Raw genomic sequence first — 21,755 nt, 5'->3', positions numbered from 1 at the left:
ATGACCAGGCCCGAGCAGCATCTCTCGGCGCCGCCCGGGTGGCGGCGGCGGTGGGGGCTGCTCGTGTTCGCGGTGTTGGTCGGGTTGCTGGCCATGCACGCCCTGGCGCCCGGCGGGGCCGGTCATGAACACTCCGGCGGCCACGCCGTCGGTCGGCCCGGCGCGGCGCAGACCGCGGCCGTCACGGTCAGCGCGGTCGGTGAGATCGGCGCGGCCCGCGAGGTCAGTGCAGCCCGTGAGGTCGGTGCGGCCCGTGAGGTCAGTGCGCACGACGACTGTGCCGGGGGCGGCGGGGGCTGCGGCGGAGGGCATCTCCAGCACGCCGATCCGACCTGTGCGGCGGCCGCGGTGAGCGGGACTCCCGCGCTGCCCGCGCTCGTTCCCGACCCGGTGGCCGTCCCCGGGCCGGACGACTCGCTCTGCCCGTACGCGGCCGACGCGCCCGACGGCGCCCGCGCGCCGCCCTCGCTGGCGGAACTCCAGCTCCTGCGGATCTAGACACCGCACCGCACCACGTCACCGGTACGACGACGCGGTGCGCCTCGGCATGTCCAGATCCCTTTTCCACCAGCACCACAGGAGCTTCAGCATGCGCAACACCCGTTCCCTGACCCGCCGCACGGTCCTGGCGGCCGTCTCCGTCACCGCCGCGCTCACCCTCGCCGCCTGCGGGGCCGACGGCGGTGACACGTCCTCCTCGGCGGCCTCGTCGTCGGCCTCGTCGTCTCCGTCGTCGTCTCCGTCGTCGTCCGCCGGCGCCGTCGGTGCGCACAACGGCCAGGACGTGTCCTTCGCGCAGGGCATGATCCCCCACCACCGGCAGGCCCTGGAGATGGCGGAGCTCGCCGCCCGCCGGGCCTCCTCCGCTCAGGTCAAGGACCTCGCCTCGCGCATCGAGAAGGCCCAGGACCCGGAGATCAAGACCATGAGCGGCTGGCTGGCCACGTGGGGCGAGAAGGTCCCCGCGGCGTCCGACTCCATGGCCGGGGCGATGCCCGGCATGGACCACTCCGGCGGGAGCGCGATGCCCGGCATGATGGGCGCCTCCGACATGGACGAGCTGGCGAAGGCGTCGGGCAAGGACTTCGACGCCATGTTCCTGGCCATGATGGTCCGGCACCACCAGGGCGCCGTCGACATGGCCGCCGTCGAGAAGAGCAAGGGCGCGTACGGTCCGGCCAGGTCCATGGCCGACTCCGTCGTCACCGCGCAGACCGCCGAGATCGCGGAGATGAAGAAGCTGCTCGGCAAGAACTGACCCGCGCGGGCCGGGGAGGGAGCGGCGTGCGGCGTGGAGGTCCGCGCCGCTCCCTCCCCGGACGCGACCGGAGGGATAACCTCGTCCGGAAATGAGGGGATACGGGGGAATCGCCTGCCGAGTCGACGAGCCGAGGAGATTCCCATCGCCGGGACGAAGCCGGAGGCGACCACCGCGTCCGCCCCGAACCAGCCGCCGGAAGCCGACCTGCTGCGCACGATGCTGCGCCGGCCCGAATACCTCAAGGCGCTGGTCTTCTGCGGTCTGATCGGCGTTCCGGTGGCCCTGATCGCCTTCTGGTTCCTCGTGACGCTCGACCAGCTGGAGCGGCTGATCTGGACGGACTGGCCCAAGGACCTGGGCTGGACGCGGGCCCCGTGGTGGTGGGGGTTCCCGCTGCTGCTGGTGGCCGGCGCGGTCGTCGGGCTGGTGGTCTCCCGGCTTCCCGGGCGGGGCGGGCACATTCCCGCGGGCGGACTGCACGCGGGCGGCGCCAGCAAGGAGGCGCTGCCCGGCGTGCTCGTCGCCGCGCTCGTGGGCCTGCCGCTCGGCGCCGTGCTCGGTCCCGAGGCGCCGCTGATCGCCCTGGGCGGCGGACTGGCGCTGCTCTTCGCGAGTTTCGTGCGGGCCCCGCAGACGGAGACGAGCACCGCGCTGCTCGGGGCGGCCGGCGCCGCCGCGGCCGTCTCGGCGCTCTTCGGCAATCCGTTGGTGGGCGCGGTGCTGCTGATGGAGGTGGCCGGGGTCGGCGGTCCCCAGCTGTTCGCGGTGATGCTGCCGGTGCTGCTGGCCAGCGGGGTCGGCGACCTGGTCTTCACCGGGTTCGTCCGCTGGACGGGCCTGCGGACCGGGAGCCTGGACATCGGCCTGCCCAAGCCGCCGCCGCTGGACTGGGCGGACATCCTGTGGGTGCTGCTGATCGCGCCGGCCCTCGCCTTCCTGATCCACTGGATCTTCGTGGGCGGGAGGTTCACCGCCGGTCGGGTGACGTCCTGGACGGTGCGCAACACCACGCTGTGCGCACTCGGCGCGGCCGGCTGCATCGCCCTCTACGCCGTCTCCACCGGCCGCTCCCCCGCCGAGGCCGCGCTGTCCGGGGAGAGCGCCCTGGCCGATCTGGCGCAGAACGCGACCGCCTGGTCCGTGGGCGCGCTCGTGGCGGTGCTGGTGTTCAAGGGGCTCGCCTACTCGCTCTGCCTGGGCAGCCTGCGCGGCGGTCCCGTCTTTCCCGCGCTGTTCCTCGGCGGGGCGGCCGGCGCCCTGCTGGCGCCGCTGCCCGGTTTCGGCCTGGTGCCGGCGATGGCGGCCGGGATGGCGGCGTCCGTGACGGCGGCCCTGCGACTGCCCGTCAGCGGCGCGGTGCTGGTCGTCCTGCTGCTGGGCAACGTGGACACGGTGGCGCTCGTGGTGCTCGCGGCGGTGGTGTCCTTCGTCGTGACCCAGCTGCTGCCGCGGGGACCGGCCATCCCGGCGTTCAGCGGGCCGTCAGCCGGTCGAGCGCCTCGTCCAGGGTCGTCGTCGCCATGATGAGCGACAGATGGGTGAAGGCCTGCGGGAAGTTGCCCAGTTGCTCCCCGCTGGGGCCGATCTCCTCGGCGAACAGCTACACCTGGGTGCGCGTGCGGTAGTCCCAGTTGCGTTCGCCGCCCACCTGCTCGGGCAGCCCCATGGTCGCGGCGGCGACCGGGGCGCCGCTCGGGGCGTAGGTGAGCAGCTTGAGGGTGATGGCCGAGCGGTTCACCATGTCCGGCCAGCGGCCGCGGTAGCGGGACGTGCGCACCCAGCGCTGCCAGAAGTCGATGGCGTCCCACATCTGTTCGGTGACCGAGTCGGCGGTCGGCGGGGGCGGCGCCTCGCCGTCGCCGTCGCAGACCGTGAACACGGCGGCCGCCGACTGGCCGGCGTTCAAGGTGACCGTGCCCCGCGCGTCGCGCCCGTCCCGCTCCAGCGGGAAGGTGGCCTGCAGGTACGCGGTCGTGCCCGGCGCCCGGAAGACCGCGCTGCCCGCCGTCCCGCCGGCGCCGCCGGTTGCGCCGGTCCCGCCGTTTCCGCTGTTTCCGCCGTACATGTCGAGGGTGTGGTCGGTGCGGGCGTAGTCGAAGCGCGGACGGCACTCCAGGGCGAAGCGCACGGTGCCGCGCACGGTCCGCACGACCCGCACCACCGTATGCCGGTCGGACGGCGTCCGGGAGCGGATGACGGGCATGATGACCTCGCCGACCCCGTCCGGGGACAGGAAACGGGTCACCACCACGGCGCTGTCGGGGTAGCAGATCTGCCGGCGCGTCACCTCGGAGTGGAGGGGCGCGAACAGGAAGTGGCCGCCGCCGGCGTGGTCGAGCAGCGACGCGAAGACGCTGGGCGAGTCGAAGCGCGGGGCCGCGAACCAGTCGATCACCCCTTCGGACGTCACCAGGGCGGCGGTCTGGAGGTCTCCGATCAGCCCGTGCTCGGCGATGGGCGGATAGCGGTCCATCTCATCGTCTCCCTCGGGTCGCCCGACGTCCTCTCACGCCGACTGGGCCTGGACGCGTCCCGCCTTGACGGCGTCGAGGAGGGCCTGGTGGTCCTTCTCGTTCTGGTCGGCGTACAGCTCGGCGAAGGTCGCCAGGGCGCGGTCGAAGACGTCGCCGCCGCCGAGGTAGGCGGCGATCGCGATGCGGTCGCCGGAGCGGGCGTGGGCGCGGGCCAGGGTGGCGCCGCAGAGCCACGCGAAGATGGACATCCGTTTCGGCGACATGTTCTCGGTGACGGCGATGCCCTTCATGTCCCTGAGCTGGCGGACGTAGAAGTCGCGGCGCCGGCCGTCGATGCCGGTGGTGCGCTCCCAGCCGAGGAAGATGTCGCTGGTCGCCTGCATCAGCCGCTGGCCGGCGACGACCCGCTCGCCCTGGGTGCGGAACGCGCAGGCGCCCGCGTAGGGGGCCAGCACGGACTCGTCGGCCTCCTTCGCCTGGAGGAACAGCGGGTCCTCGTCGTCCTTGCCGAGCAGCAGCACGATCCAGCAGCGGGTGCCGACGCTGCCGACGCCGACGACCTTGCGGGCGATGTCGGCGACGCGGTAGGTCTCCAGCAGGAAGCGGCGGTCGGACTGGAGCGACTGGCTGTACCGCTCGACGAGGCGGCTGATCTCGGTCTCCAGCGCGCCGCTCTGGGCCTTCGGCAGCAGGCTTTCGAGGCGGACCAGGAGCGGCGGGTCGTCGGCGATCCGGCGCTGCCCGCCGACGACGTGGGTGAGCTTGTCGAAGACCTGGAGCGTGTCGTGCGCGCGGGCCTTCTCCCGGGTCGCCTCCCAGCGTTGGCGGGTGTCGGCGTCGAGGCCGGGGGCGAACGCCTTCTGCAGTTCGTCCGCCTCGAAGCGGGTGTACCAGACCTCGAGGTTGCCCATGCCGGCGAACTCCCGCATCCGCTCGCGGTACGACCCGACGCCGGTCCGCACCACGGAGGCCCGCTCCTTGGCGCTGAAACCGTTGGCGCGGCCCGCGATGACCAGGCTCGCCGCGAGCCGTTTGACGTCCCACTCCCACGGGCCGGGCAGGGTCTCGTCGAAGTCGTTGATGTCGAACATCAGCCGGCGTTCCGGGGAGGCGAGCAGCCGGAAGTTCAGCAGGTGCGCGTCGCCGCAGCACTGGACCCGGATGCCGGTGCGGGGCGTCTCGGCGAGGTCCGCGGCCATGATGGCGGCGGCTCCCCGGTAGAAGCGGAACGGCGACTCGCTCATCCGCCCGTAGCGGATCGGCACGAGTTCGGGGACGCGCTTCGCCGACTGCGCGTCGATGAGGTCCACCGGGTCGGTCCGCTTGGGCGGCGGCGAGAACTCGGCGTGCGCGGATCTCGGTACGGCGGACCGGGCGGCCTTGCCGCGCTCGGCGCGCTCCTTCGGGGTGCGGTGGCGCAGCTCGTGGCCGGTGGGCTGGTTCTCGCTCATGGCAGACGCTCCACGGTGTGGTCGCCGAGGCGCAGGGAGCGGTGGTCGCTGCGGACGCCGTACGGCGGCAGCCGGCGAGTCCACACGCAGCCGGCGGATTCACTCATGGCCGGCGAACTCGTGCGCGGCCGACAGGTTCACGCGTCCCGAGGCGGCCGAGGACGGGTCGACCGCTGTCCGTCCTCCAACGTATCGCCGGTGGCAGGGCCCGGCGACTCGGGTCCGCCCAGGCGCCGCGCCACCGCGGGTTCCCGGGCGAACACCGCGCCGGCGGTGATGCAGAGCGTGACGGCCACGCACAGCGCGATCAGCCACGACAGCAGCGTGAAGACCGCGCCCAGCGAGCCGTACCTCTCGAGGCTGTGGTTGAGCGCGCGTGGCACGTACAGGTGCGCGGCCGACGTCAGCATGGTCAGGGCGGCTCCCGTCAAGAGGCCGCCCGGCAGCAGCGGCCGCCACGGCACGCGGGCGGCCAGCAGCAGGTGCTGGGTCCACCACCACAGGAGGGTGTCGGCGACGAGCAGCAGCGGCACGCCCAGCCACGGGCCGAGTCCGAAGCCGTCCCGCAGGACGCCCTGCACCACGATCATGACCAGCCAGACGGGCAGCCACACGATCCAGCGCCAGGCGGCCGTCCGCGCGGCCGCCTTCGGCAGGCTCCAGGCGCGCTGGCACAGCCGTTGCGTGGCGCGGCTGCAGGCGGTGGCCGAGATCAGCACCATCAGCCCGCCGACGACGCCGGTGGTCTGGCGCAGATCGTTCGTGTCCCCCTGGAAGACCTGCTCCAGCTGGCTCTTGGAGCTTCCGGTCAGTCCGAAGGCGTTGCTCAGGGAGTCGGCGAGATGATCGCGCACGGCCTGCGGCGCCACGGCCGCCACCACGAACAGCAGCGGCACGGCGGTGAGGAACGTCTGCGCGGCCAGGCGGGTCGCCGAGTCCAGCACGTTGACCGAGATCAGATGGGTCACGAGATGCGTGATCACCGGAAACCGCCGCTCGGCCCGGGCCCGTACGCCGCGCGCCCCGGCCCCGACGGCCGCACCCCGCGCCCGCCACCGCTCGCGGCGCGACGGGGGCGCCGGGCGGTCCCGTCGGGGTCCTGCGCCGGGCTGCATGCTGCCAGCGTGCCCGGAGCGGGCCCTTCCGGCCCGTGGCGGGAGCCCGGCGGGGGCCGAACGGGTGAGGCCCGCCGGCGCGCGGAACGGTGCGGCACGCCGGGGCGCGGCGCCCGCCGTCCAGTCGCACCCGCACGCTGCGCGAAGTTGTGGGTCCCGAACCGGCCGGTGACGATGAGGAGATGAGCGTGGGCGGCCCCAGGGGCGGCGATGGTCCTTGACCTGGTGGTCATCGCCCTGGCGATCGCCGTCTTCCCGCTGTCGGTGACCGCGTTCGTCCTGATGCTGGCGGCCCGCCGGGGCCTGTGGAAGGGCCTGGCGTTCGTCCTCGCCTGGCTGGCCTGTTTCGTGGCCGTGCTCGCCGCGGTGCTGCTGACGACCGGCGGGAAGCCTCCGGCTCCCCGGTCCGCGCCCTCCACCGCCTCGACGGCCGTCAGGCTCGCCGTCGGCGTGGCGCTGGTCTGGTACGGGGTGCACCGTCATCACAGGGGTCCCCGGCCCGCGGCCGCGGGCGGGATGACGGCGCGGCTCGACCGGATCTCGCTGTGGGAGGCCGCGGCGCTGGGACCGCTCCTGCAGCCGTGGGGGCTCGTGGCCGCGGGCGCGGCCACCGTGGTGGACGCCGACCTGTCCCACGCGTCCTCGTTCGCGGTGCTGTTCGGCTACTGCCTGCTGGCCACGAGCAGCCTGCTGGCGATGGAGGTGTACGCGGCGTTCGCCCCGGACGCCTCCCGGGTCCGGCTGGGGAGGCTGCGGGTCCGGCTGCAGACGCACCAGGACCAGGCGCTCGTCGTTCTGCTGCTGGGCGTGGGGCTGTTCCTGGTGGGCCGCAGCATCCACCAGCTGACGTCCACCGGTTAGGGCCGTCCTGCGCGATCCGGGCTTCCTCGCCGGAGCCGCCGGGGTCCTCCGGGAGGGGCGGGGGCGGGGCGCTGCCGGTCATGTCTTCGAGGAGACGGCCGAGGGGGCGGACCGGCGACCCGGACGGTCCGGTCGGGTGAACGGGCACCGGGTGCGGCGGCCCCAGCCGGGTGATGCAATGGCAGTCAGGGGGCCGCCGCACCAGCATCAGAGGTGAAGCCGTGAGCGAGCAGAGCGACCTGACGCAGCAGACACCGCAGACCCCGCGGACCGAGCCGGACGAGCTGGGCGAGCCGATCGACGAGATGGGCCCCGTCGACTACGTGGTGGTGGAGTTTCCCGGCAACCGGATGACGGGCGAGGGCTTCCCGCTGCTGGTCGACCTGGTGGACCGCGGCATCATCCGGATCCTGGACCTGACGTTCGTCGGGAAGGACGCGAACGGCGCGGTGACCGCTCTGGAGATCGCCGACCTCACCGGCGACGGCCGGCTCGACCTCGCCGTCTTCGAGGGCGCGCAGTCCGGGCTGCTGGGCCAGGACGACCTGGAGGCGGCCGCCGCGGCCGTCGAACCGGGCAACTCGGCCGCGCTGCTGGTCTACGAGAACCGGTGGGCCGCGCCCTTCGCCGCCGCCCTGCGCCGCGGCGGGGCCCAGCTGGTCGCCTCCGGACGGCTGCCCGTCCAGGCGCTCCTCGCCGCGCTGGAGGCGACCGAGAACGCTTCCTGAACGGCGCGGCCGGGGGCCGCCGCGCCGTGGGCTCAGGCGCCGCCGCCGACGACGGAGTAGCTCAGCCACGGGGACTGGCCGGGCGTGAACGCGACGGACGCCTGGGTCCCGAGGTAGAAGCTCTCTCCGCCGGTCCGGCCGCTCTGGTCGTCACCGGCCTTCGTCAGCACGCAGTGCTCGTCGACGTAGAGCCGGATGTCGTCGACGGTGTAGTTGCGCACGCTGCGGGCGCCGCCCGGCAGCCGGTGGCATCCGTCGTCGTCCGGGCTCTGGATCTTCACGATCTGTCCGGCGGGGGTCGTGTACTGGATCGTGCCGAGGGCGGAACCATTGCTACAACCGGCGACGGCAAGCAGGAGAAGGGCGCCTCCTGCCCGTCGGCGGGCACGACTGCGACAGATCATGGCGACGGGTCCTCGTCTGTGTGGGAGGCCGGCGAGGAGCCGGGCCCTCTGCGCACCAGGCTGCCGGGCCCCGCGGCCGTCGGCATCCGGAGCGGGACCGGTCGACTGACCGCGGACGTCCTCGCGTGCACCGGAATTGAATTCCGTCGGCTCACGAATGCCGCCGGGACGGGTTCCGGCCGCACCCGAGGGGTGCGGCCGGGGCCGGACGGCGCGATGCCCGCAGGCATGAGGTCAGATGGCACGTTCCTTTCGCGGGCCGACGCACAGGGCCCAGATCACGAATCCGTCGATGACCATCAGCGTGATGGCCCAGAACGGATACCAGGGCAGCCACACGAAATTGGCGATCAGGTTCAGACCCGCCACGGTGATACCGACGACGCGGGCCCACATCGCTCCGGTGAACAGGGCCATACCCGCCAGCACCACCACGATGCCGAGGGAGAGGTGCAGCCAGCCCCAGCTGGTCAGGCTCCACTGGAAGGTGAAATTTCGGGTGGAGACGAATACGTCGTCCTTCGCGATGGCGGATATTCCCTCGAATATCGCCAGGACGCCGCCGAACATCATCATGATCGCGGCGAAAACCGTCCAGCCGGACACCTCGCCCATTCCCCGGGCGGTTGTCCGGTGCATTCCGGTGCTCTGTGTGGCCATTTTGCGGGCTCCTTCAACTGGGCCTCGACGCCGGGACGTCCGCCCGGTCGTGGACACAACTCCAGCGTGCCACCAGTCGGCGTAATCGGCAGATCGGGCGGGAATTCGCGGAACAGCGCGCACGGTGGTCCAATGGAATGACCTATGGACGAAAGGGGATGGGCCATGCCGGGTCTTCTTCGCGGAGTCGCCCGCACCGCGGTCGTCGCGGGCACGGCGACCGCCGTCTCCAACCGTGTGTCACGCCGTCAGCAGGGACGCTGGGCGGCGCAGGAGGGTTACCGGGAGCCCCCGCCGCAGCCCTACGAGCAGCAGCCGGCCGCAGCACCGCAGGCCGCGCCGCAGCAGACCGACGATTTCGACGACAGGATCGAGCAGCTCAAGCAGCTGGGCGAGCTGAGGAAGCAAGGAGTGCTCACCGAGGCCGAGTTCGCGGAGCAGAAGCGCCGGCTCCTGGGCTGAGCCGCGACCGGACGGCGAGGCCGGACAACTGCCGTGACCCGGCCCGCGGTTGGACGCCGATGAGGACATGCCAGGATGGTGATCCGACAGTCACCCCTCATCGGTTCATCCGGCGGCAGGACACGAAGTCCAGGGCGGAGCCAGGCAGCATGACCTCTCCTCGCGGCGGCGACGCCGACGGCGTCGCCGTCGGCACGTCATCGACGATCGACACGAGCAAGCCCCACCCCGCCCGGATGTACGACTACTTCCTCGGCGGCAAGGACCACTACGAGGTCGACCAGGAAGCCGCCGAGCGGTTCATCCAGGCGGCGCCGGAGGTCCGGCAGGCCGTGCGGGCGAACCGGCGGTTCATGCACCGTGCCGTGCGGCACGTCGTCGCCGAGGGCGGGGTCCGGCAGATCCTCGACATCGGCACGGGTCTGCCGACCGAGCCCAACGTGCACCAGATAGCGCGCGCCATCGCCCCCGACACCCGCGTGGCCTACGTCGACAACGACCCGATCGTCAGCACCCATTCGCGCAGCCTGCTGGACGACGACGAGCACACCTCCGTCGTCCTGGCCGACCTGCGCGACCCGCGGGCCGTCCTCGGCCACCCCGACGTGCGCAGGGTCATCGACTTCGACGAGCCGGTGGCGCTGCTGCTGGTGGCCGTCCTGCACTTCGTGACCGACGAGGAGGACCCGGACGGCGTCGTCGCCACCCTGCTCGAGGCGCTGCCCACCGGATCCCACCTCGTGCTCTCCCACGCGACGGTCGACATCCACGACGACGCCCGCGAGGACGCGGTGAACGTCTACCGGAACGCCACCGCCACCATGAACCCCCGCAGCCACGCCCGCGTGCTGAGCTTCTTCGGCGACCTCACCCTGACCGAGCCCGGCCTGGTCCTCGTCCCGGACTGGCGTCCCGACGAGCCGGAGCCGCACGACGCCCCGCCGATCGGCATCTACGGCGGCGTGGGCCGCAAGAACGGCTGATCCGGCCTACGGCGAGGCGCGGTCAGCGCAGGCGGGTCGTCTCCAGGGCCGTGGCGGCCAGGCGTTCCGCGGGGGCCGCGGTCTGTTCCGCCACCCGGCGGAAGGTGTCCTGGGCGGGGCGGGCCGGCCACTCCGGGGGGAGATGGCGGGCCGGGAGCCGCGGATCCGCGCGGATCGTCCAGAGCCATTCGCTCACCAGGCGCAGGCGGGTGCCGATCGGGTCGTCGCCCGGTCCCGCGTTCAGGCGGGCGGTCCAGCGCTTGTCGAAGGAGACGTAGCGGGCGGCGATGCTCTCCAGGTCCCAGGTCTCGCGGACCATCAGGCCGATGTCGACGGCCGGGTCGGCCGAGGCGTGGAAGATCTTGACGTGGCCGGTCAGCCCGAGCTCGGCGACCACGGCGGCGACGTCCACCCGGCCCGGCGCGATCCACAGCCCGCTGTACAGCGCGCCGAATCCGGACCAGGCGAGCCGTGAGCGCAGGTCGTGGCGCTCGCGCTGGCGGGACTCGGGGAGCGAGAAGCCGAGCAGCGTCCAGTCGCCGTCCCAGTCGTCGTTGACCGCGCCCTCGCGCCAGATGCGGGTGCGGCCGTCCTCCAGGACACGGGTGGCCTGCCCGGTCAGGCCGAAGTACATCCGGCGGCCCTCCCGTTGCCGGCGCAGCAGGCCCCGGCTGACCATGCGGGTCAGCGTGGACCGCACGGCCTGTTCGCCCACGCCCACCCGGCCGAGGACGTCGATGATGCTGCCCGAGTAGACGCACAGGTCGCCCTGTTCGAGGACGTGGTTGCCGAAGAAGGCGAGCATCAGCGACTGCGGGCGCAGCTGCGGGGCGCCGTCCGGGGCGTCCGGGGCGCCGTCGGGGATGTTGTCCGAGATGTCGTCGTCCTCCACGGGGGAAAGGGTACGACCGCCCGTCGGCGGTGCGGCGGGCGGTCGTGGCACGTCAGCGGCCGTCGGCGGCGGGGCGGGCGGGAGCGTGCGGGTGCGGGCGCGCCGCCGGCCGGTGGGGAGCACGGCCGGCGGCGCCGCCCCTCACGCGGAGACCTCCTGCGTGCGCGGGACGCCGGAGGCGTCGGAGGCGCCGCCGAGGGAGTCCCGGCTGGTCTCGCGCACGAACAAGACGGTGACCGCCGTGACGACGGCCCCGCCGCACAGCAGCAGCGACACGGGGGTGCTGTCGCCGCTGCCGGCCACCAGGCTGCCGGCGATCATCGGGGAGAACCCGGCGCCGATCAGGGTGGCGCCCTGGTAGCCGAGTGAGGCGCCGGTGTAGCGGACCTTGGTGCCGAACATCTCGGTGAGCAGGGCGCCCAGCGGCCCGTACATCGTGGACTGGGCGATGCCGTGCCCGAGGACGACGGCGAGGATCAGCAGCCCCGGCGACTTCGAGTCGACCAGCGCGAGCACGGGGAAGGCGAGCGCGGCCGACGCGATCGCCCCGGCGAGGACCACCGGACGGCGGCCGACCCGGTCCGAGAGCGCGGAGGCGCAGGGCAGTACCACCAGCGCGACGGAGGCGGACACCGTGAGCGCGGTGAGCACCTGCGGGCGGGCGTAGCCGATGCCGGTGGCGTACGCGATCAGGTAACTGGTCAGCAGCGACTGGGCGGTGAAGGCGCCGATGCCGACGCAGCAGGCCAGCAGGACGGGGCGGGGACGGCGCAGCACGTCGAGGATCGGCAGCCGCGATGCGCCGCCGCCCTTCTTGACCTCGGCGAACAGTGGACTCTCGACGACCTTGAGGCGGACGAAGAGTCCGACGCCGAGCAGCACCACGCTCAGCAGGAACGGCACCCGCCAGCCCCAGGCGGCGAACTCGTCCTCGGGGAGCGCGACGACGAGCGTGACGACGGCGGTGGAGAGCAGGGAGCCGAGCGGGGCTCCCATCTGCGTGAAGCTGGACCACAGTCCGCGCCGCCGCTCGCCCGCGTGCTCGACGACCATGAGCGTGGCGCCGCCCCACTCGCCGCCGATGGCGACGCCCTGGACGACGCGCAGGGCGATCAGCAGCACCGGCGCCCACACGCCGATCGTGTCGTAGGTGGGCAGCAGTCCGACGAGGAAGCTCGCGCCGCCCATCAGGCCCATGGTGAGCAGCAGCATCGACTTGCGGCCCAGCCGGTCGCCGAAGTGCCCGAAGAGGATGCCGCCGAGCGGGCGGGCGACATAGCCGGCGGCGAAGGTGCCGAACGCGGCGACTGTTCCGACGGCCGGGTCGGCGCCGGGGAAGAAGAGCTCGCCGAACACGAGGGCGGCGACGGTTCCGTAGACGAGGAAGTCGTAGAACTCCACGGCGGTGCCGAGCAGTCCGGAGGCGGCGACCACGCGCAGCTGCCGCTTCCGGTCGCTGGTCGTGGACGGTGGTGCGACGGGGGACGGGGACATCGCGGTCTCCCTTGACCGGGGGAATGACACCGCGAAGTTAGGCCCTCTTCTTACCGCCGTCAATAAAGTGCACAACATTGGCTCGCGGCCGGGCCGTACGGGCGGGGCTCAGAGCCAGGAGCCGTCGGGCCGCCCGTCGATCGTCTGCTCGGCCCAGATCGTCTTGCCCTTGGCGCCCGGACGGGTGCCCCAGCGCCGGCTCAGCTGGGCGACCAGGAGGAGGCCGCGGCCGCCCTCGTCGTAGGTGCGGGCCCGGCGCATGTGGGGGGCCGTGCCACCGCCGTCGGAGACCTCGCAGATGAGCGTCCGGTCGTGGATGAGCCGCAGCTGCACCGGCGGTTCGCCGTGCCGGATGGCGTTGGTGACCAGCTCGCTGACGATCAGCTCGGTGACGAACGCGGCGTCGGTCAGCCCCCAGGCCTCCAGCCGGTCGACCGCGCACTTGCGGGCCTCGGCGACCGCGGCGGGGTCCGACGCCACCTCCCAGGTGGCGAAGCGGGAGGCTTCCAGCGCCCGGGTGCGGGCGACCAGGAGCGCCACGTCGTCGGAGGGCAGCCGGGGCAGCAGGTCGGCGAGGATGGTGTCGCACACCGCGTCCAGCGAGGCGGCGGGCGCGGCCAGGGCCCGGCACAGCCGGGCGGCGCCGTCGTCGACGTCGCTGTCGCGGGAGCGGGAGTCGATCAGGCCGTCGGTGTAGAGGGCGAGCAGGCTGCCCTCGGGCAGGTCGATCTCCAGTGACTCGAAGGGCAGCCCGCCCAGGCCGAGCGGTGGCCCGGCCGGCAGCGCCAGCAGCTCGACCTCCCCGTCCGGAGTCACCACCGCCGGCAGCGGATGACCGGCCCTGGCCAGGGTGCAGCGCCGGGCGAGCGGGTCGTACACGGCGTACAGACAGGTCGCCCCGACGTCCCCCGCCGTCTCCTGGTCGCCCAGCGCGTCGGTCTCGGTGGCCAGCAGGCCCACGAGGTCGTCGAGGTGGGTCAGCAGTTCGTCGGGGGGCAGATCGATGTCGGCGAGGGTGCGTACGGCCGTGCGCAGCCGCCCCATGGACGCCGAGGCGTGGATGCCGTGCCCCACGACGTCGCCGACGACCAGCGCGACCCTCGCCCCGGACAGCGGGATGACGTCGAACCAGTCGCCGCCCACCCCGGCCCGCACGTCGGCCGGGAGATAGCGGGAGGCCACCTCCACCGCGGACTGGTCGGGCAGTCGCTGCGGCAGCAGGCTGCGCTGCAGGGCGACCGACGTCGCGCGTTCGCGGGTGTAGCGGCGGGCGTTGTCGATGCACACCGCCGCCCTGGCCGCCAGCTCCTCGGCGAGGACGAGGTCGTCCGCCTCGAAGGGGTCCGGGCGCCGGTGGCGCGCGAAGACGACGACGCCCAGCGTGGTCCCGCGCGCCGACAGGGGCACGGCCATCAGCGAGTGGAAGCCGTAGTCACGGATGCGGGCGATGCGCAGCGGATCCCCGGCGATCCACTCGGGCACCGTCTCCCGGTCGATCCGGCGTCGCACGGAACGCCCCGAGCGCAGGCTCTCCACCGGCGGGGAGCCCTCCGGGTACTCGTCCACGTCACCGAGGGCGAGGACCGCCTCGGGGGCGCCCGGCAGCACCGACTGGTGGGCGACGCGCCGCAGCAGCAGCGGGCCGCCGGTCACCGGCTCCTCCCGCCCCTGCTCGAACGAGGTCAGCAGGTCCACGCTGAGGAAGTCGGCGAGGCCCGGCACCGCCACGTCGGCCAGCTCCTGCGCCGTGCGCCTCACGTCGAGCGTGCTGCCGATCCGGGTGCTGGCCTCCGCGATCAGCTGCAGGCGCTCGCGGGCCCGGTGCTGCTCCGTCATGTCGTGCCCGGTGGCGGCCACGCCCAGCACCCGGCCGTCCGGGTCCCGCACCCGGTAGAGGTGGACCGACCAGGCGTGCTCACGGGACTCGCCGGGGGCGTGCGCGTGGTTCTCCACGTACTGCGGCTCACCGGTCTCCAGGGCCTGCCGCATCCGCCGCTCGACCTCCTGCGACAGCGGTGTGGGGAGCACGTCCGTCATCCGCAGCCCGCGCAGATCCTCCTCGCCCATGCCCAGCGCGGCCTGCGCGGCCCGGTTGGAGCGGCGGTAGCGCAGGTCGGTGTCGTACACGGAGGTCGCGCAGGACGGCGACTGCAGGAAGCCCCATCGCATGAGCGCGTCGTCCTCGGGCCGGGGCGGCCCGGCCGGGGCGGCGACCAGGAGCCAGCCGCGGACCCCGTCGTCCCCCGTCCGACGGTGCGCGAGGACCCTGACCTCCAGGCGGCGGCCGTCCCGGTGGCGCAGGGCGAGCGTGCCGTGCCACAGGGGAAGCCCGGCCGACGGCCGAAGGTCGGCCCCGCCGGGCTCCCCGGCGAGCAGCGTCGCCGCCGGCCGCCCGAGGATCTCCCGCGGGGCGTATCCGAGCAGCCGTGCGGCTCCGTCGTTCCAGCCGGTCACGGCGCCCTGTTCGTCGACGGTGACGCGCGCGGTGAGCGGCTCACCGACGACGTCCGATGCCTCACTCACATACTCATCTCGCTCTCCCGCACAAAGCACGCAATTCGTATTATTCCCCCCACCTCGCACCTCAAGCCCGCCACCCCCACCCGGTCGAAGGCGACAGCGAGGTGACCACGGGCCCGCCGCGGTGGGCGTCCGGCGCGTCAGGCGCGGTGACCGCGGGGGTGGTCGTCGTCGCGTGTGCGGTCCGGGAGGCCGCCGCCCGCGGTGAAGCCGATCACCGCGCCGCCGCCCGCGCGGCGGAAGGCGAACGGCGCTCCCCCGTGGGCCAGGGCCACCTCGCGGACGATCGACAGGCCGAGGCCGGAGCCCGGCAGGGAGCGCGCGTCCGGGGCCCGGTAGAAGCGGTCGAAGACGCGGGTCAGATCGGCCTCGGCGATGCCGGGTCCGCGGTCGCGGACCTCGACGCGGACGACGCCCGGCCGGGCGGGCCCGGTGACGGCGATCTCGACGGGCGCGCAGCCGTCACGGTCGAACTTGGTCGCGTTCTCCACCAGGTTGGACACGGCCCGCTGGAGCATGCCCTGCCGCCCGTGGACGGTGGTGTCGCCGCTCGCCCGGATCAGCACCTGCCGCCCGGTGCGGCGCCGGGCCAGGCCCGCGACCTCCTCCGCGAGGTCGGCGAGGTCCAGTCTGCGCGGCGGCTCGGCGTCGGACTGGCCGGCCGCGAGATCGACGAGCTCGTTGACCAGGTCGGTCAGCTCGCGGGCCTCCAGGGTGAGGTCCGCGACCAGTTCGTCACGGGTGTCCGGCGGCAGCTCGTCGATACGGCGCAGCAGGGAGATGTTCGTCCGCAACGACGTCAGCGGCGTGCGCAGCTCGTGCCCCGCGTCCTGGACGAGCCGCCGCTGGTCCTCCTCCGACTGCGCGAGCCGGCCCAGCATGCGGTCGAAGGCACGGCCGAGGCGGCCCACCTCGTCGTGTCCGGTGACCGGCACCTGCACCCCCAGGCGGCGGGTGCGGGCGACGTCCTCGGCGGCGGTGGTGAGGATGACCAGCCGGTGGGTGATGCGCCGCGCCAGCCACCAGCCGAACAGCCCGGCGGCCGTCACGACGGCGATCATCAGGATCAGGGTGCGCTGCTGGAGCGCCCGCAGCAGGTCCTCGGTGTCGCTGAACTCCTGCGCCACCTGCACCGCGCCCCGGCCGCCGCCCAGGGAGACGGTCGCGATGCGGTAGACGTCGCTGCCGACGTCCACGTCCTTGTGGACGGTCATACGCCCGGCCGTCGGGGCGGACGCGACCGTGCGGTCCGCGGCCACGACCGGCAGCCCGGGGCTGCCGCTGTCCACGACCGAGCCGTCCGCTCCGAGGACCTGCACGTCCGTGCGGGCCGGCCGCACGATGTCGTGGCCGGGCGCGGCCGAGGAGAAGTCCTCGGGCGCCATCCGGTGGTTGCGCACCTCGTCCCGCAGGTCCTGCACGACCTCGTCGAACACCGACTCCTGGTCCACCCGCACCAGCCGGGCGGCCGCCGAGTACGACAGGACGCCGACGAGGACGGTGACGGCGGCGGTCACGGCCGCGAAGGACACCGCGAACGTGGTGCGCAGGGACACCAGCTTCGGCCGCGGCCGGGACAGCAGCCGGCGCAGACGGCTCACGCCCGCGCCCCTCAGTCCTCCCGCAGCACGTAACCCACGCCGCGCACGGTGTGGATCAGCTGCGGGGCTCCCGGCTGGTCGAGCTTGCGGCGCAGATAACCGACGTAGACGGCGAGGTTCTTGGAACCGGGACCGAAGTCGTAGCCCCAGATGCGGTCGTAGATCGTGGAGTGGTCCAGCACGATCCCCGCGTTGCGCACCAGCAGTTCGAGCAGCTCGAACTCGGTCCGGGTCAGCTCCAGCTCCCGCGCGCCCCGCCACACCCGCCGCGCCTGCGGGTCCATCCGCAGTCCGGCCGCCTCCACATACCGCTCGGGCGACTGCCTCGGGGGCTCCGGCGGCGCGGGCGGCACAGGCGGCACGGGCGGCGCGGTCTCGGCGCCGGTGCGGCGCAGCAGCGCCCGCAGCCGGGCGAAGACCTCCTCGACGTCGAACGGCTTGACGACGTAGTCGTCGGCGCCCGCGTCCAGCCCCGCGATCCGGTCGGCGGTCTCCACCAGCGCGGTCAGCATCAGGATGGGCGTGCGGTCGCCCTCGGCGCGCAGCACCCGGCAGACCTGCAGGCCGTCGATCCCGGGCATCATCACGTCGAGGACGAGCACGTCCGGCGGGTTCCTGTGGGCCTGCGCCAGTGCCTCGACCCCGTCGGCGACCGCGGTGACCCGGTAGCCCTCCAGGGCCAGGGCCCGTTCCAGGGCATGGCGGATGGCGCGGTCGTCTTCGGCGAGCAGAACGGTGGGAGGCACCCGCCCAGTCTGCCCTGGTCCCTGCCGGCCGGGGCGGTGGGGACGGTCCTACGATCACCCTTCTTACTCGGCTCTCACCGATATGCCGGGCGGGTCGTGTGCACCCGCCCGGCGCCCGGGGGTCACCGTCCGGCCAGTGCCGCCAGCTGTTCGGCGAAGGGCACCACGGTGAACCCGGCCTGGTCGGCCTTGGCGGTCTCGTCGGCCTGGTCGGCCTTGGCGGTCTCGTCGGCCTTGGCGGTCCCGGCCGGTCCGGACGGCGACGCGGGCGCGGACAGGCCGGTCATCAGCGAGGCCAGCTCGCCCGCCGCCCGCTCGATCCGGCCGGGCAGCCCCTGCGCGCCCCAGTCCTCCGAGGCCGCGTAGACGGCGGTCGGGACGACCACGGCACGCAGATAGGAGAAGAGCGGCCGCAGGGCGTGCTCCAGCACGAGCGAGTGGCGTGCGCTGCCGCCGGTCGCGGCGATCAGCACCGGCTTGCCCGCCAGCGCCTCCTGGTCCAGGACGTCGAAGAACGACTTGAACAGACCGCTGTAGGAGGCGGAGAACACCGGCGTCACGACGATCAGCCCGTCCGCGTCCGTCACCGCCTCCAGTGCGGCGGCCAGCTTCCCCCCGGCGAAGCCGTTGGTGAAGTTGTGGGCGATCTCGACGGCGAGGTCGCGCAGTTCCACGACCTCGACGTCGACGGCCGTCTGCCGCTGCACCGCCTGGGCCAGCCGGTCGGCCAGCAGCCGGGTCGACGACGGGACGCTCAGCCCCGCCGAGACGACGACGAGCTTCATGCCACGACCTCCTTGGCTTCCTTCTGCGCGAGCAGCGACGGGTGGGTGGGCGCGTCCGGCACGTCGGCCGGCCGTCCGACGGCGAACTCCTTGCGCAGCACCGGCACGACCTCCTCGCCGAGCAGGTCGAGCTGCTCCAGCACGGTCTTCAGCGGCAGCCCCGCGTGGTCGAGGAGGAACAGCTGGCGCTGGTAGTCGCCCGCGTACTCGCGGAACTTCAGCGTCTTCTCGATGACCTGCCCGGGCGTGCCGACGGTCAGCGGGGTCTGGTCGGTGAAGTCCTCCAGGGAGGGTCCGTGCCCGTAGACCGGAGCGTTGTCGAAGTACGGCCGGAACTCACGGACGGCGTCCTGCGAGTTCTTCCGCATGAACACCTGTCCGCCGAGCCCCACGATGGCCTGCTCGGGGGTGCCGTGCCCGTAGTGCGCGTACCTGGCCCGGTACAGCTCGACCATCCGCTTGGTGTGGTCGGCGGGCCAGAAGATGTTGTTGTGGAAGAACCCGTCGCCGTAGTAGGCGGCCTGCTCGGCGATCTCGGGCGAGCGGATGGAGCCGTGCCAGACGAACGGCGGCACGTCGTCCAGCGGGCGGGGCGTGGAGGTGAAGCCCTGCAGGGCGGTGCGGAACTTCCCCTCCCAGTCGACGACGTCCTCGCGCCACAGCCTGCGCAGCAGGGCGTAGTTCTCGATGGCGAGGTTGATGCCCTCGCGGATGTCCTGCCCGAACCAGGGGTAGACCGGCCCGGTGTTGCCGCGCCCCATCATGAGGTCCACGCGTCCGTCGGCCAGGTGCTGGAGCATCGCGAAGTCCTCCGCGATCTTCACCGGGTCGTTGGTGGTGATGAGGGTGGTGGAGGTGGAGAGGATCAGCTTCTGCGTCTGCGCGGCGATGTAGCCGAGCATCGTCGTCGGGGACGAGGGCACGAACGGCGGGTTGTGGTGCTCGCCGGTCGCGAAGACGTCGAGGCCGACCTCCTCGGCCTTCAGCGCGATGGCGACCATGGCCTTGATCCGCTCGGCCTCGGTCGGCGTACGGCCCGTCGTCGGGTCCGGCGTGACATCGCCCACCGTGAAGATCCCGAACTGCATGGTCGCTCACCCTCCAAAGTTGTTGACCGTTAAACTACACGGCCTAACAGCGACGCCGCCACCCCTATTCCGCCCCGCGCGACCCCAGCCCCCGACCCCTGGTCCCGGTCCCTGTCCCTGTCCCGGTCCCGCGAACTCCTTCGTCCTGCGCCCGGACAGGGCGGCGACCTTCACGCCCTGCCACGCGACGAGCTGGACGGCATAACCGCCGACCGCCCCCGTGACGAGGTCCACGCGGCCCGCGAACGCTACGACCGGGACGACACCGAGGCCCGGAACGCCTCTTAGGAGGCGAGCGGCACGGCGTCCATGTACGCGTTGGACGGCTTGTCCACCTTCGTCACACCTCGCGCGTCCACCGCCACCTCCGCCGACGACGTCCCCAGCGCCCCGCCCGGATGCCAGGTCCCCTCGACGGTCACCCATGTGTCGGCCTTCGGCGCCGCCGGCCCGTACACCCGCACCTTCAGCGTGGTCGAGTCCGCCGCACAGCAGCTGATGACGATGCGGGTGAGATACCAGCCGTCCCCGTCGGCGGACGTCACGAACCCGGTCATCCGGACCGTGCGCCCCTTGATCGCCCGCGAACGGTCCTGCTGCACGCGCTGGGTGAACTCGGTGAGCGTGATCGGAAGCGGCGAGGTAGCCGGCAGCGGATCGAAGGCGTCCTCCTGCACCGCGACGACCTTGGCCGGCTCCCGGGACGCGGTGTACGAGCCGAGCGCGGGCGGGGCGTAGAACAGCAGGCTCAGCACCGGCAGGAACAGCAGCCAGGCGACCCGCGGCACCCGGGAGTGATCATGCCCGTGGCCGCCATCGCCATCGCCGACGCGCACGCCGTCGTCGCGGCCATCGCCATGGCCATGGCCATGGCCATCGCCTTCGTGCCGGCCGCCGTCGCCGTAGGCCTGCGCGTCGGCATGCGCGTCGGCATGCGCTTCGGCGCGGCCGTGATCGTCTGCACGATCGCGACCGTGACCGGGGCCGTGATCCTCATCGTGGCCGTGCGCGTCCCCGCCGCCGGGGCGACGGCCGGGCCAGGCCTCCGCCGCTCCCAGCCCGATCAGCAGCACCCCCGACGCGATCAGAAGCGGCCGCATCCCCGCCTTCACGAACCGCAGGTACTCGTCCGTGAAGAGCGAGGTGTGCAGCAACCCGAGACCCGCGAGCACCAACAGCCCCACCTGCGCGAACCGCTTCACAGCAGCACCCCTCCGATCACCGCGCTGCACACCACCGCGACCACCGCCGTGGCCGCCGAGAACCGCACCGCGAAGGCCCGCCCGAATGTCCCCGCCTGCAGGGCGATCAGCTTCAGGTCGACCATCGGGCCCACCACCATGAACGCGAGCCGCGCCACCGGCGAGAACCCGCTGAGCGACGCCGCCACGAAGGCGTCCGCCTCGCTGCACACCGCCAGCACGATCGCCAGCGCCGCCAGGAACAGCACCGACAGCCACGGCGAACCGGAGAACGTGTCCAGCACCGACCGCGGCACCGCCACGTTGAAGGTCGCCGCCGCCATCGCCCCCACCACCAGAAAGCCCCCGGCGTGCAGGAAGTCGTGCTGGAAACCGCGCCGGAACTCCGTCCAGCGGCTGTGCCCCGGCCGGTGCCCGGAGTGCCGCACCACCGGCCGCAACCACTCCTCCCGGCCCAGCCACAGCCACAGCCAGCCCATCGCCGCCGCCGTCACCAGCGAGGCCACGAGGCGGGCCAGCACCATCTCCGGGCTGCCGGGAAACGCCACCGCCGTCGCCGTCAGCACCACCGGGTTCACGGCGGGCGCGGAGAGCAGGAACGCGAACGCCGCGGCCGGGGTCACCCCCCGCCCGATCAGGCTGCTCGCCACCGGCACCGACGCGCACTCGCACCCCGGCAGCACCACCCCCGCCACCCCCGCCACCGGCACCGCCAGCGCCGCCCGCTTCGGCAGCAGCCGGCTGAAGACGCTCGCCGGCACGAACGCGTTGATCGCCCCCGACAGAGCCGTGCCCAGCAACAGGAACGGCAGCGCCTGCACGGTCACCGCCAGACACACCGTCCGCCACGCCTGCACCGCGGGCACCTCGAGCGTCCGCCCGACGAGCACCAGCACCGCGCCCGGCGCCACCGCCGCGCCCAGCAGCATCAGCGGCCAGTGCCGCGGCAGCCCGCGCCCCGCACCGGCGCCCCGCGCTCCGTCGGCCGCCACCGCGGACGGCCGTATCTCCGTCTCCTGCATCCGCCC

General features: G+C 73.2%; 20 protein-coding genes and 1 pseudogene. 7 read left to right on the top strand and 14 right to left on the bottom strand.

The features are described 5' to 3' along the window. The 3 genes from Sri02f_RS36560 (at position 1) to Sri02f_RS36550 (ending at position 2,785) form a co-directional block, all read left to right on the top strand. A complete protein-coding gene (locus Sri02f_RS36560; RefSeq protein WP_174855783.1) occupies positions 1 to 498 on the top strand; it encodes a DUF6153 family protein in 498 nt (165 codons plus the stop codon). A gap of 91 nt (positions 499 to 589) precedes the next feature. After that, positions 590 to 1,258, top strand: a complete 669-nt coding sequence (locus tag Sri02f_RS36555; protein ID WP_109005612.1) for a DUF305 domain-containing protein — start codon at positions 590 to 592, stop codon at positions 1,256 to 1,258. A gap of 219 nt (positions 1,259 to 1,477) precedes the next feature. Continuing rightward, positions 1,478 to 2,785: a chloride channel protein gene (locus Sri02f_RS36550; protein WP_109005611.1), complete on the top strand. Its 1,308-nt coding sequence runs from the start codon at positions 1,478 to 1,480 to the stop codon at positions 2,783 to 2,785. A 94-nt stretch (positions 2,786 to 2,879) separates the two neighbouring features. On the opposite strand, the pseudogene Sri02f_RS36545 reads toward Sri02f_RS36550, so the two are convergent. The 3 genes and pseudogenes from Sri02f_RS36545 to Sri02f_RS36535 form a co-directional block, all read right to left on the bottom strand. Then, positions 2,880 to 3,734, bottom strand: a pseudogene (locus Sri02f_RS36545) (trehalase-like domain-containing protein); the annotation flags it as partial. 33 nt (positions 3,735 to 3,767) lie between these two features. Next, positions 3,768 to 5,186: a DUF2252 domain-containing protein gene (locus Sri02f_RS36540; RefSeq protein WP_109005610.1), complete on the bottom strand. Its 1,419-nt coding sequence runs from the start codon at positions 5,184 to 5,186 to the stop codon at positions 3,768 to 3,770. Between the two features lie 137 nt (positions 5,187 to 5,323). Next, on the bottom strand, positions 5,324 to 6,154 hold the full coding sequence (locus tag Sri02f_RS36535; RefSeq protein WP_245970955.1) for a YhjD/YihY/BrkB family envelope integrity protein: 831 nt from the start codon (positions 6,152 to 6,154) through the stop codon (positions 5,324 to 5,326). 357 nt (positions 6,155 to 6,511) lie between these two features. Between Sri02f_RS36535 and Sri02f_RS36530 the strand changes: the two genes are divergently transcribed. Both Sri02f_RS36530 and Sri02f_RS36525 read left to right on the top strand, forming a co-directional pair. After that, a complete protein-coding gene (locus tag Sri02f_RS36530; RefSeq protein ID WP_109005608.1) occupies positions 6,512 to 7,162 on the top strand; it encodes a GAP family protein in 651 nt (216 codons plus the stop codon). A gap of 305 nt (positions 7,163 to 7,467) precedes the next feature. Continuing rightward, entirely contained in the window at positions 7,468 to 7,890 is a 423-nt protein-coding gene (locus Sri02f_RS36525) for a DUF6325 family protein (protein WP_109005690.1), read from the top strand. 32 nt (positions 7,891 to 7,922) lie between these two features. Here Sri02f_RS36525 and Sri02f_RS36520 read toward each other — a convergent pair whose 3' ends face one another. Both Sri02f_RS36520 and Sri02f_RS36515 read right to left on the bottom strand, forming a co-directional pair. After that, the gene (locus Sri02f_RS36520) at positions 7,923 to 8,294 is read right to left on the bottom strand and encodes a hypothetical protein (protein WP_159106847.1); all 372 of its coding nucleotides are present in this window, start codon (positions 8,292 to 8,294) and stop codon (positions 7,923 to 7,925) included. Positions 8,295 to 8,528: 234 nt separating this feature from the next. After that, positions 8,529 to 8,954 carry a DUF7144 family membrane protein gene (locus Sri02f_RS36515; RefSeq protein WP_069769123.1) on the bottom strand — a complete coding sequence of 142 codons (426 nt, stop codon included), beginning with the start codon at positions 8,952 to 8,954 and terminating at the stop codon, positions 8,529 to 8,531. Positions 8,955 to 9,119: 165 nt separating this feature from the next. Between Sri02f_RS36515 and Sri02f_RS36510 the strand changes: the two genes are divergently transcribed. Continuing rightward, on the top strand, positions 9,120 to 9,416 hold the full coding sequence (locus tag Sri02f_RS36510; RefSeq protein WP_109005689.1) for an SHOCT domain-containing protein: 297 nt from the start codon (positions 9,120 to 9,122) through the stop codon (positions 9,414 to 9,416). A 149-nt stretch (positions 9,417 to 9,565) separates the two neighbouring features. Continuing rightward, positions 9,566 to 10,399 carry an SAM-dependent methyltransferase gene (locus tag Sri02f_RS36505; RefSeq protein WP_109005606.1) on the top strand — a complete coding sequence of 278 codons (834 nt, stop codon included), beginning with the start codon at positions 9,566 to 9,568 and terminating at the stop codon, positions 10,397 to 10,399. 22 nt (positions 10,400 to 10,421) lie between these two features. On the opposite strand, the gene Sri02f_RS36500 is transcribed toward Sri02f_RS36505, so the two are convergent. The 9 genes from Sri02f_RS36500 to Sri02f_RS36460 form a co-directional block, all read right to left on the bottom strand. Then, the gene (locus Sri02f_RS36500; protein ID WP_373865161.1) at positions 10,422 to 11,291 is read right to left on the bottom strand and encodes a PaaX family transcriptional regulator; all 870 of its coding nucleotides are present in this window, start codon (positions 11,289 to 11,291) and stop codon (positions 10,422 to 10,424) included. Positions 11,292 to 11,432: 141 nt separating this feature from the next. Next, positions 11,433 to 12,785, bottom strand: coding sequence for an MFS transporter (locus tag Sri02f_RS36495; protein ID WP_109005605.1), 1,353 nt, complete (start codon positions 12,783 to 12,785; stop codon positions 11,433 to 11,435). Positions 12,786 to 12,893: 108 nt separating this feature from the next. Beyond that, positions 12,894 to 15,308: a SpoIIE family protein phosphatase gene (locus tag Sri02f_RS36490; protein WP_245970954.1), complete on the bottom strand. Its 2,415-nt coding sequence runs from the start codon at positions 15,306 to 15,308 to the stop codon at positions 12,894 to 12,896. A gap of 137 nt (positions 15,309 to 15,445) precedes the next feature. After that, a complete protein-coding gene (locus Sri02f_RS36485; RefSeq protein WP_109005603.1) occupies positions 15,446 to 16,906 on the bottom strand; it encodes a sensor histidine kinase in 1,461 nt (486 codons plus the stop codon). A gap of 11 nt (positions 16,907 to 16,917) precedes the next feature. After that, positions 16,918 to 17,652: a response regulator transcription factor gene (locus tag Sri02f_RS36480; protein ID WP_109005602.1), complete on the bottom strand. Its 735-nt coding sequence runs from the start codon at positions 17,650 to 17,652 to the stop codon at positions 16,918 to 16,920. Positions 17,653 to 17,774: 122 nt separating this feature from the next. Then, positions 17,775 to 18,437 (bottom strand): FMN reductase, encoded by a 663-nt coding sequence (locus Sri02f_RS36475; RefSeq protein ID WP_109005601.1) that lies wholly within the window; start codon positions 18,435 to 18,437, stop codon positions 17,775 to 17,777. Continuing rightward, complete coding sequence (locus tag Sri02f_RS36470) at positions 18,434 to 19,525, bottom strand: LLM class flavin-dependent oxidoreductase (protein WP_109005600.1); 1,092 nt, start codon at positions 19,523 to 19,525, stop codon at positions 18,434 to 18,436. Before Sri02f_RS36470 ends, Sri02f_RS36475 begins: the two co-directional genes overlap by 4 nt. A 284-nt stretch (positions 19,526 to 19,809) precedes the next feature. Beyond that, a complete protein-coding gene (locus Sri02f_RS36465) occupies positions 19,810 to 20,727 on the bottom strand; it encodes a TIGR03943 family putative permease subunit (protein ID WP_109005599.1) in 918 nt (305 codons plus the stop codon). Continuing rightward, positions 20,724 to 21,749, bottom strand: coding sequence for a permease (locus Sri02f_RS36460; RefSeq protein ID WP_109005598.1), 1,026 nt, complete (start codon positions 21,747 to 21,749; stop codon positions 20,724 to 20,726). The genes Sri02f_RS36465 and Sri02f_RS36460 overlap by 4 nt, the downstream gene beginning before the upstream one ends. Between the last annotated feature and the right edge of the window lie 6 nt (positions 21,750 to 21,755).

The organism is Streptomyces rishiriensis, assembly GCF_003112535.1.
Taxonomy (GTDB): domain Bacteria; phylum Actinomycetota; class Actinomycetes; order Streptomycetales; family Streptomycetaceae; genus Streptomyces; species Streptomyces rishiriensis.
The sequence above is the reverse complement of the archived record's forward strand: the minus strand, read 5'-3'. Positions and strand labels throughout refer to the sequence as shown.

Excerpts from the sequence above, each read along its gene's own strand:
- Sri02f_RS36510 (WP_109005689.1), top strand. The coding sequence starts at position 9,120 with ATGCCGGGTCTTCTTCGCGGAGTCGCCCGCACCGCGGTCGTCGCGGGC.
- Sri02f_RS36550 (WP_109005611.1), top strand. The coding sequence starts at position 1,478 with ATGCTGCGCCGGCCCGAATACCTCAAGGCGCTGGTCTTCTGCGGTCTG.
- Sri02f_RS36515 (WP_069769123.1), bottom strand. The coding sequence starts at position 8,954 with ATGGCCACACAGAGCACCGGAATGCACCGGACAACCGCCCGGGGAATG.
- Sri02f_RS36540 (WP_109005610.1), bottom strand. The coding sequence starts at position 5,186 with ATGAGCGAGAACCAGCCCACCGGCCACGAGCTGCGCCACCGCACCCCG.
- Sri02f_RS36495 (WP_109005605.1), bottom strand. The coding sequence starts at position 12,785 with ATGTCCCCGTCCCCCGTCGCACCACCGTCCACGACCAGCGACCGGAAG.
- Sri02f_RS36555 (WP_109005612.1), top strand. The coding sequence starts at position 590 with ATGCGCAACACCCGTTCCCTGACCCGCCGCACGGTCCTGGCGGCCGTC.
- Sri02f_RS36475 (WP_109005601.1), bottom strand. The coding sequence starts at position 18,437 with ATGAAGCTCGTCGTCGTCTCGGCGGGGCTGAGCGTCCCGTCGTCGACC.
- Sri02f_RS36460 (WP_109005598.1), bottom strand. The coding sequence starts at position 21,749 with ATGCAGGAGACGGAGATACGGCCGTCCGCGGTGGCGGCCGACGGAGCG.
- Sri02f_RS36530 (WP_109005608.1), top strand. The coding sequence starts at position 6,512 with ATGGTCCTTGACCTGGTGGTCATCGCCCTGGCGATCGCCGTCTTCCCG.
- Sri02f_RS36560 (WP_174855783.1), top strand. The coding sequence starts at position 1 with ATGACCAGGCCCGAGCAGCATCTCTCGGCGCCGCCCGGGTGGCGGCGG.
- Sri02f_RS36505 (WP_109005606.1), top strand. The coding sequence starts at position 9,566 with ATGACCTCTCCTCGCGGCGGCGACGCCGACGGCGTCGCCGTCGGCACG.
- Sri02f_RS36470 (WP_109005600.1), bottom strand. The coding sequence starts at position 19,525 with ATGCAGTTCGGGATCTTCACGGTGGGCGATGTCACGCCGGACCCGACG.
- Sri02f_RS36520 (WP_159106847.1), bottom strand. The coding sequence starts at position 8,294 with ATGATCTGTCGCAGTCGTGCCCGCCGACGGGCAGGAGGCGCCCTTCTC.
- Sri02f_RS36525 (WP_109005690.1), top strand. The coding sequence starts at position 7,468 with ATGGGCCCCGTCGACTACGTGGTGGTGGAGTTTCCCGGCAACCGGATG.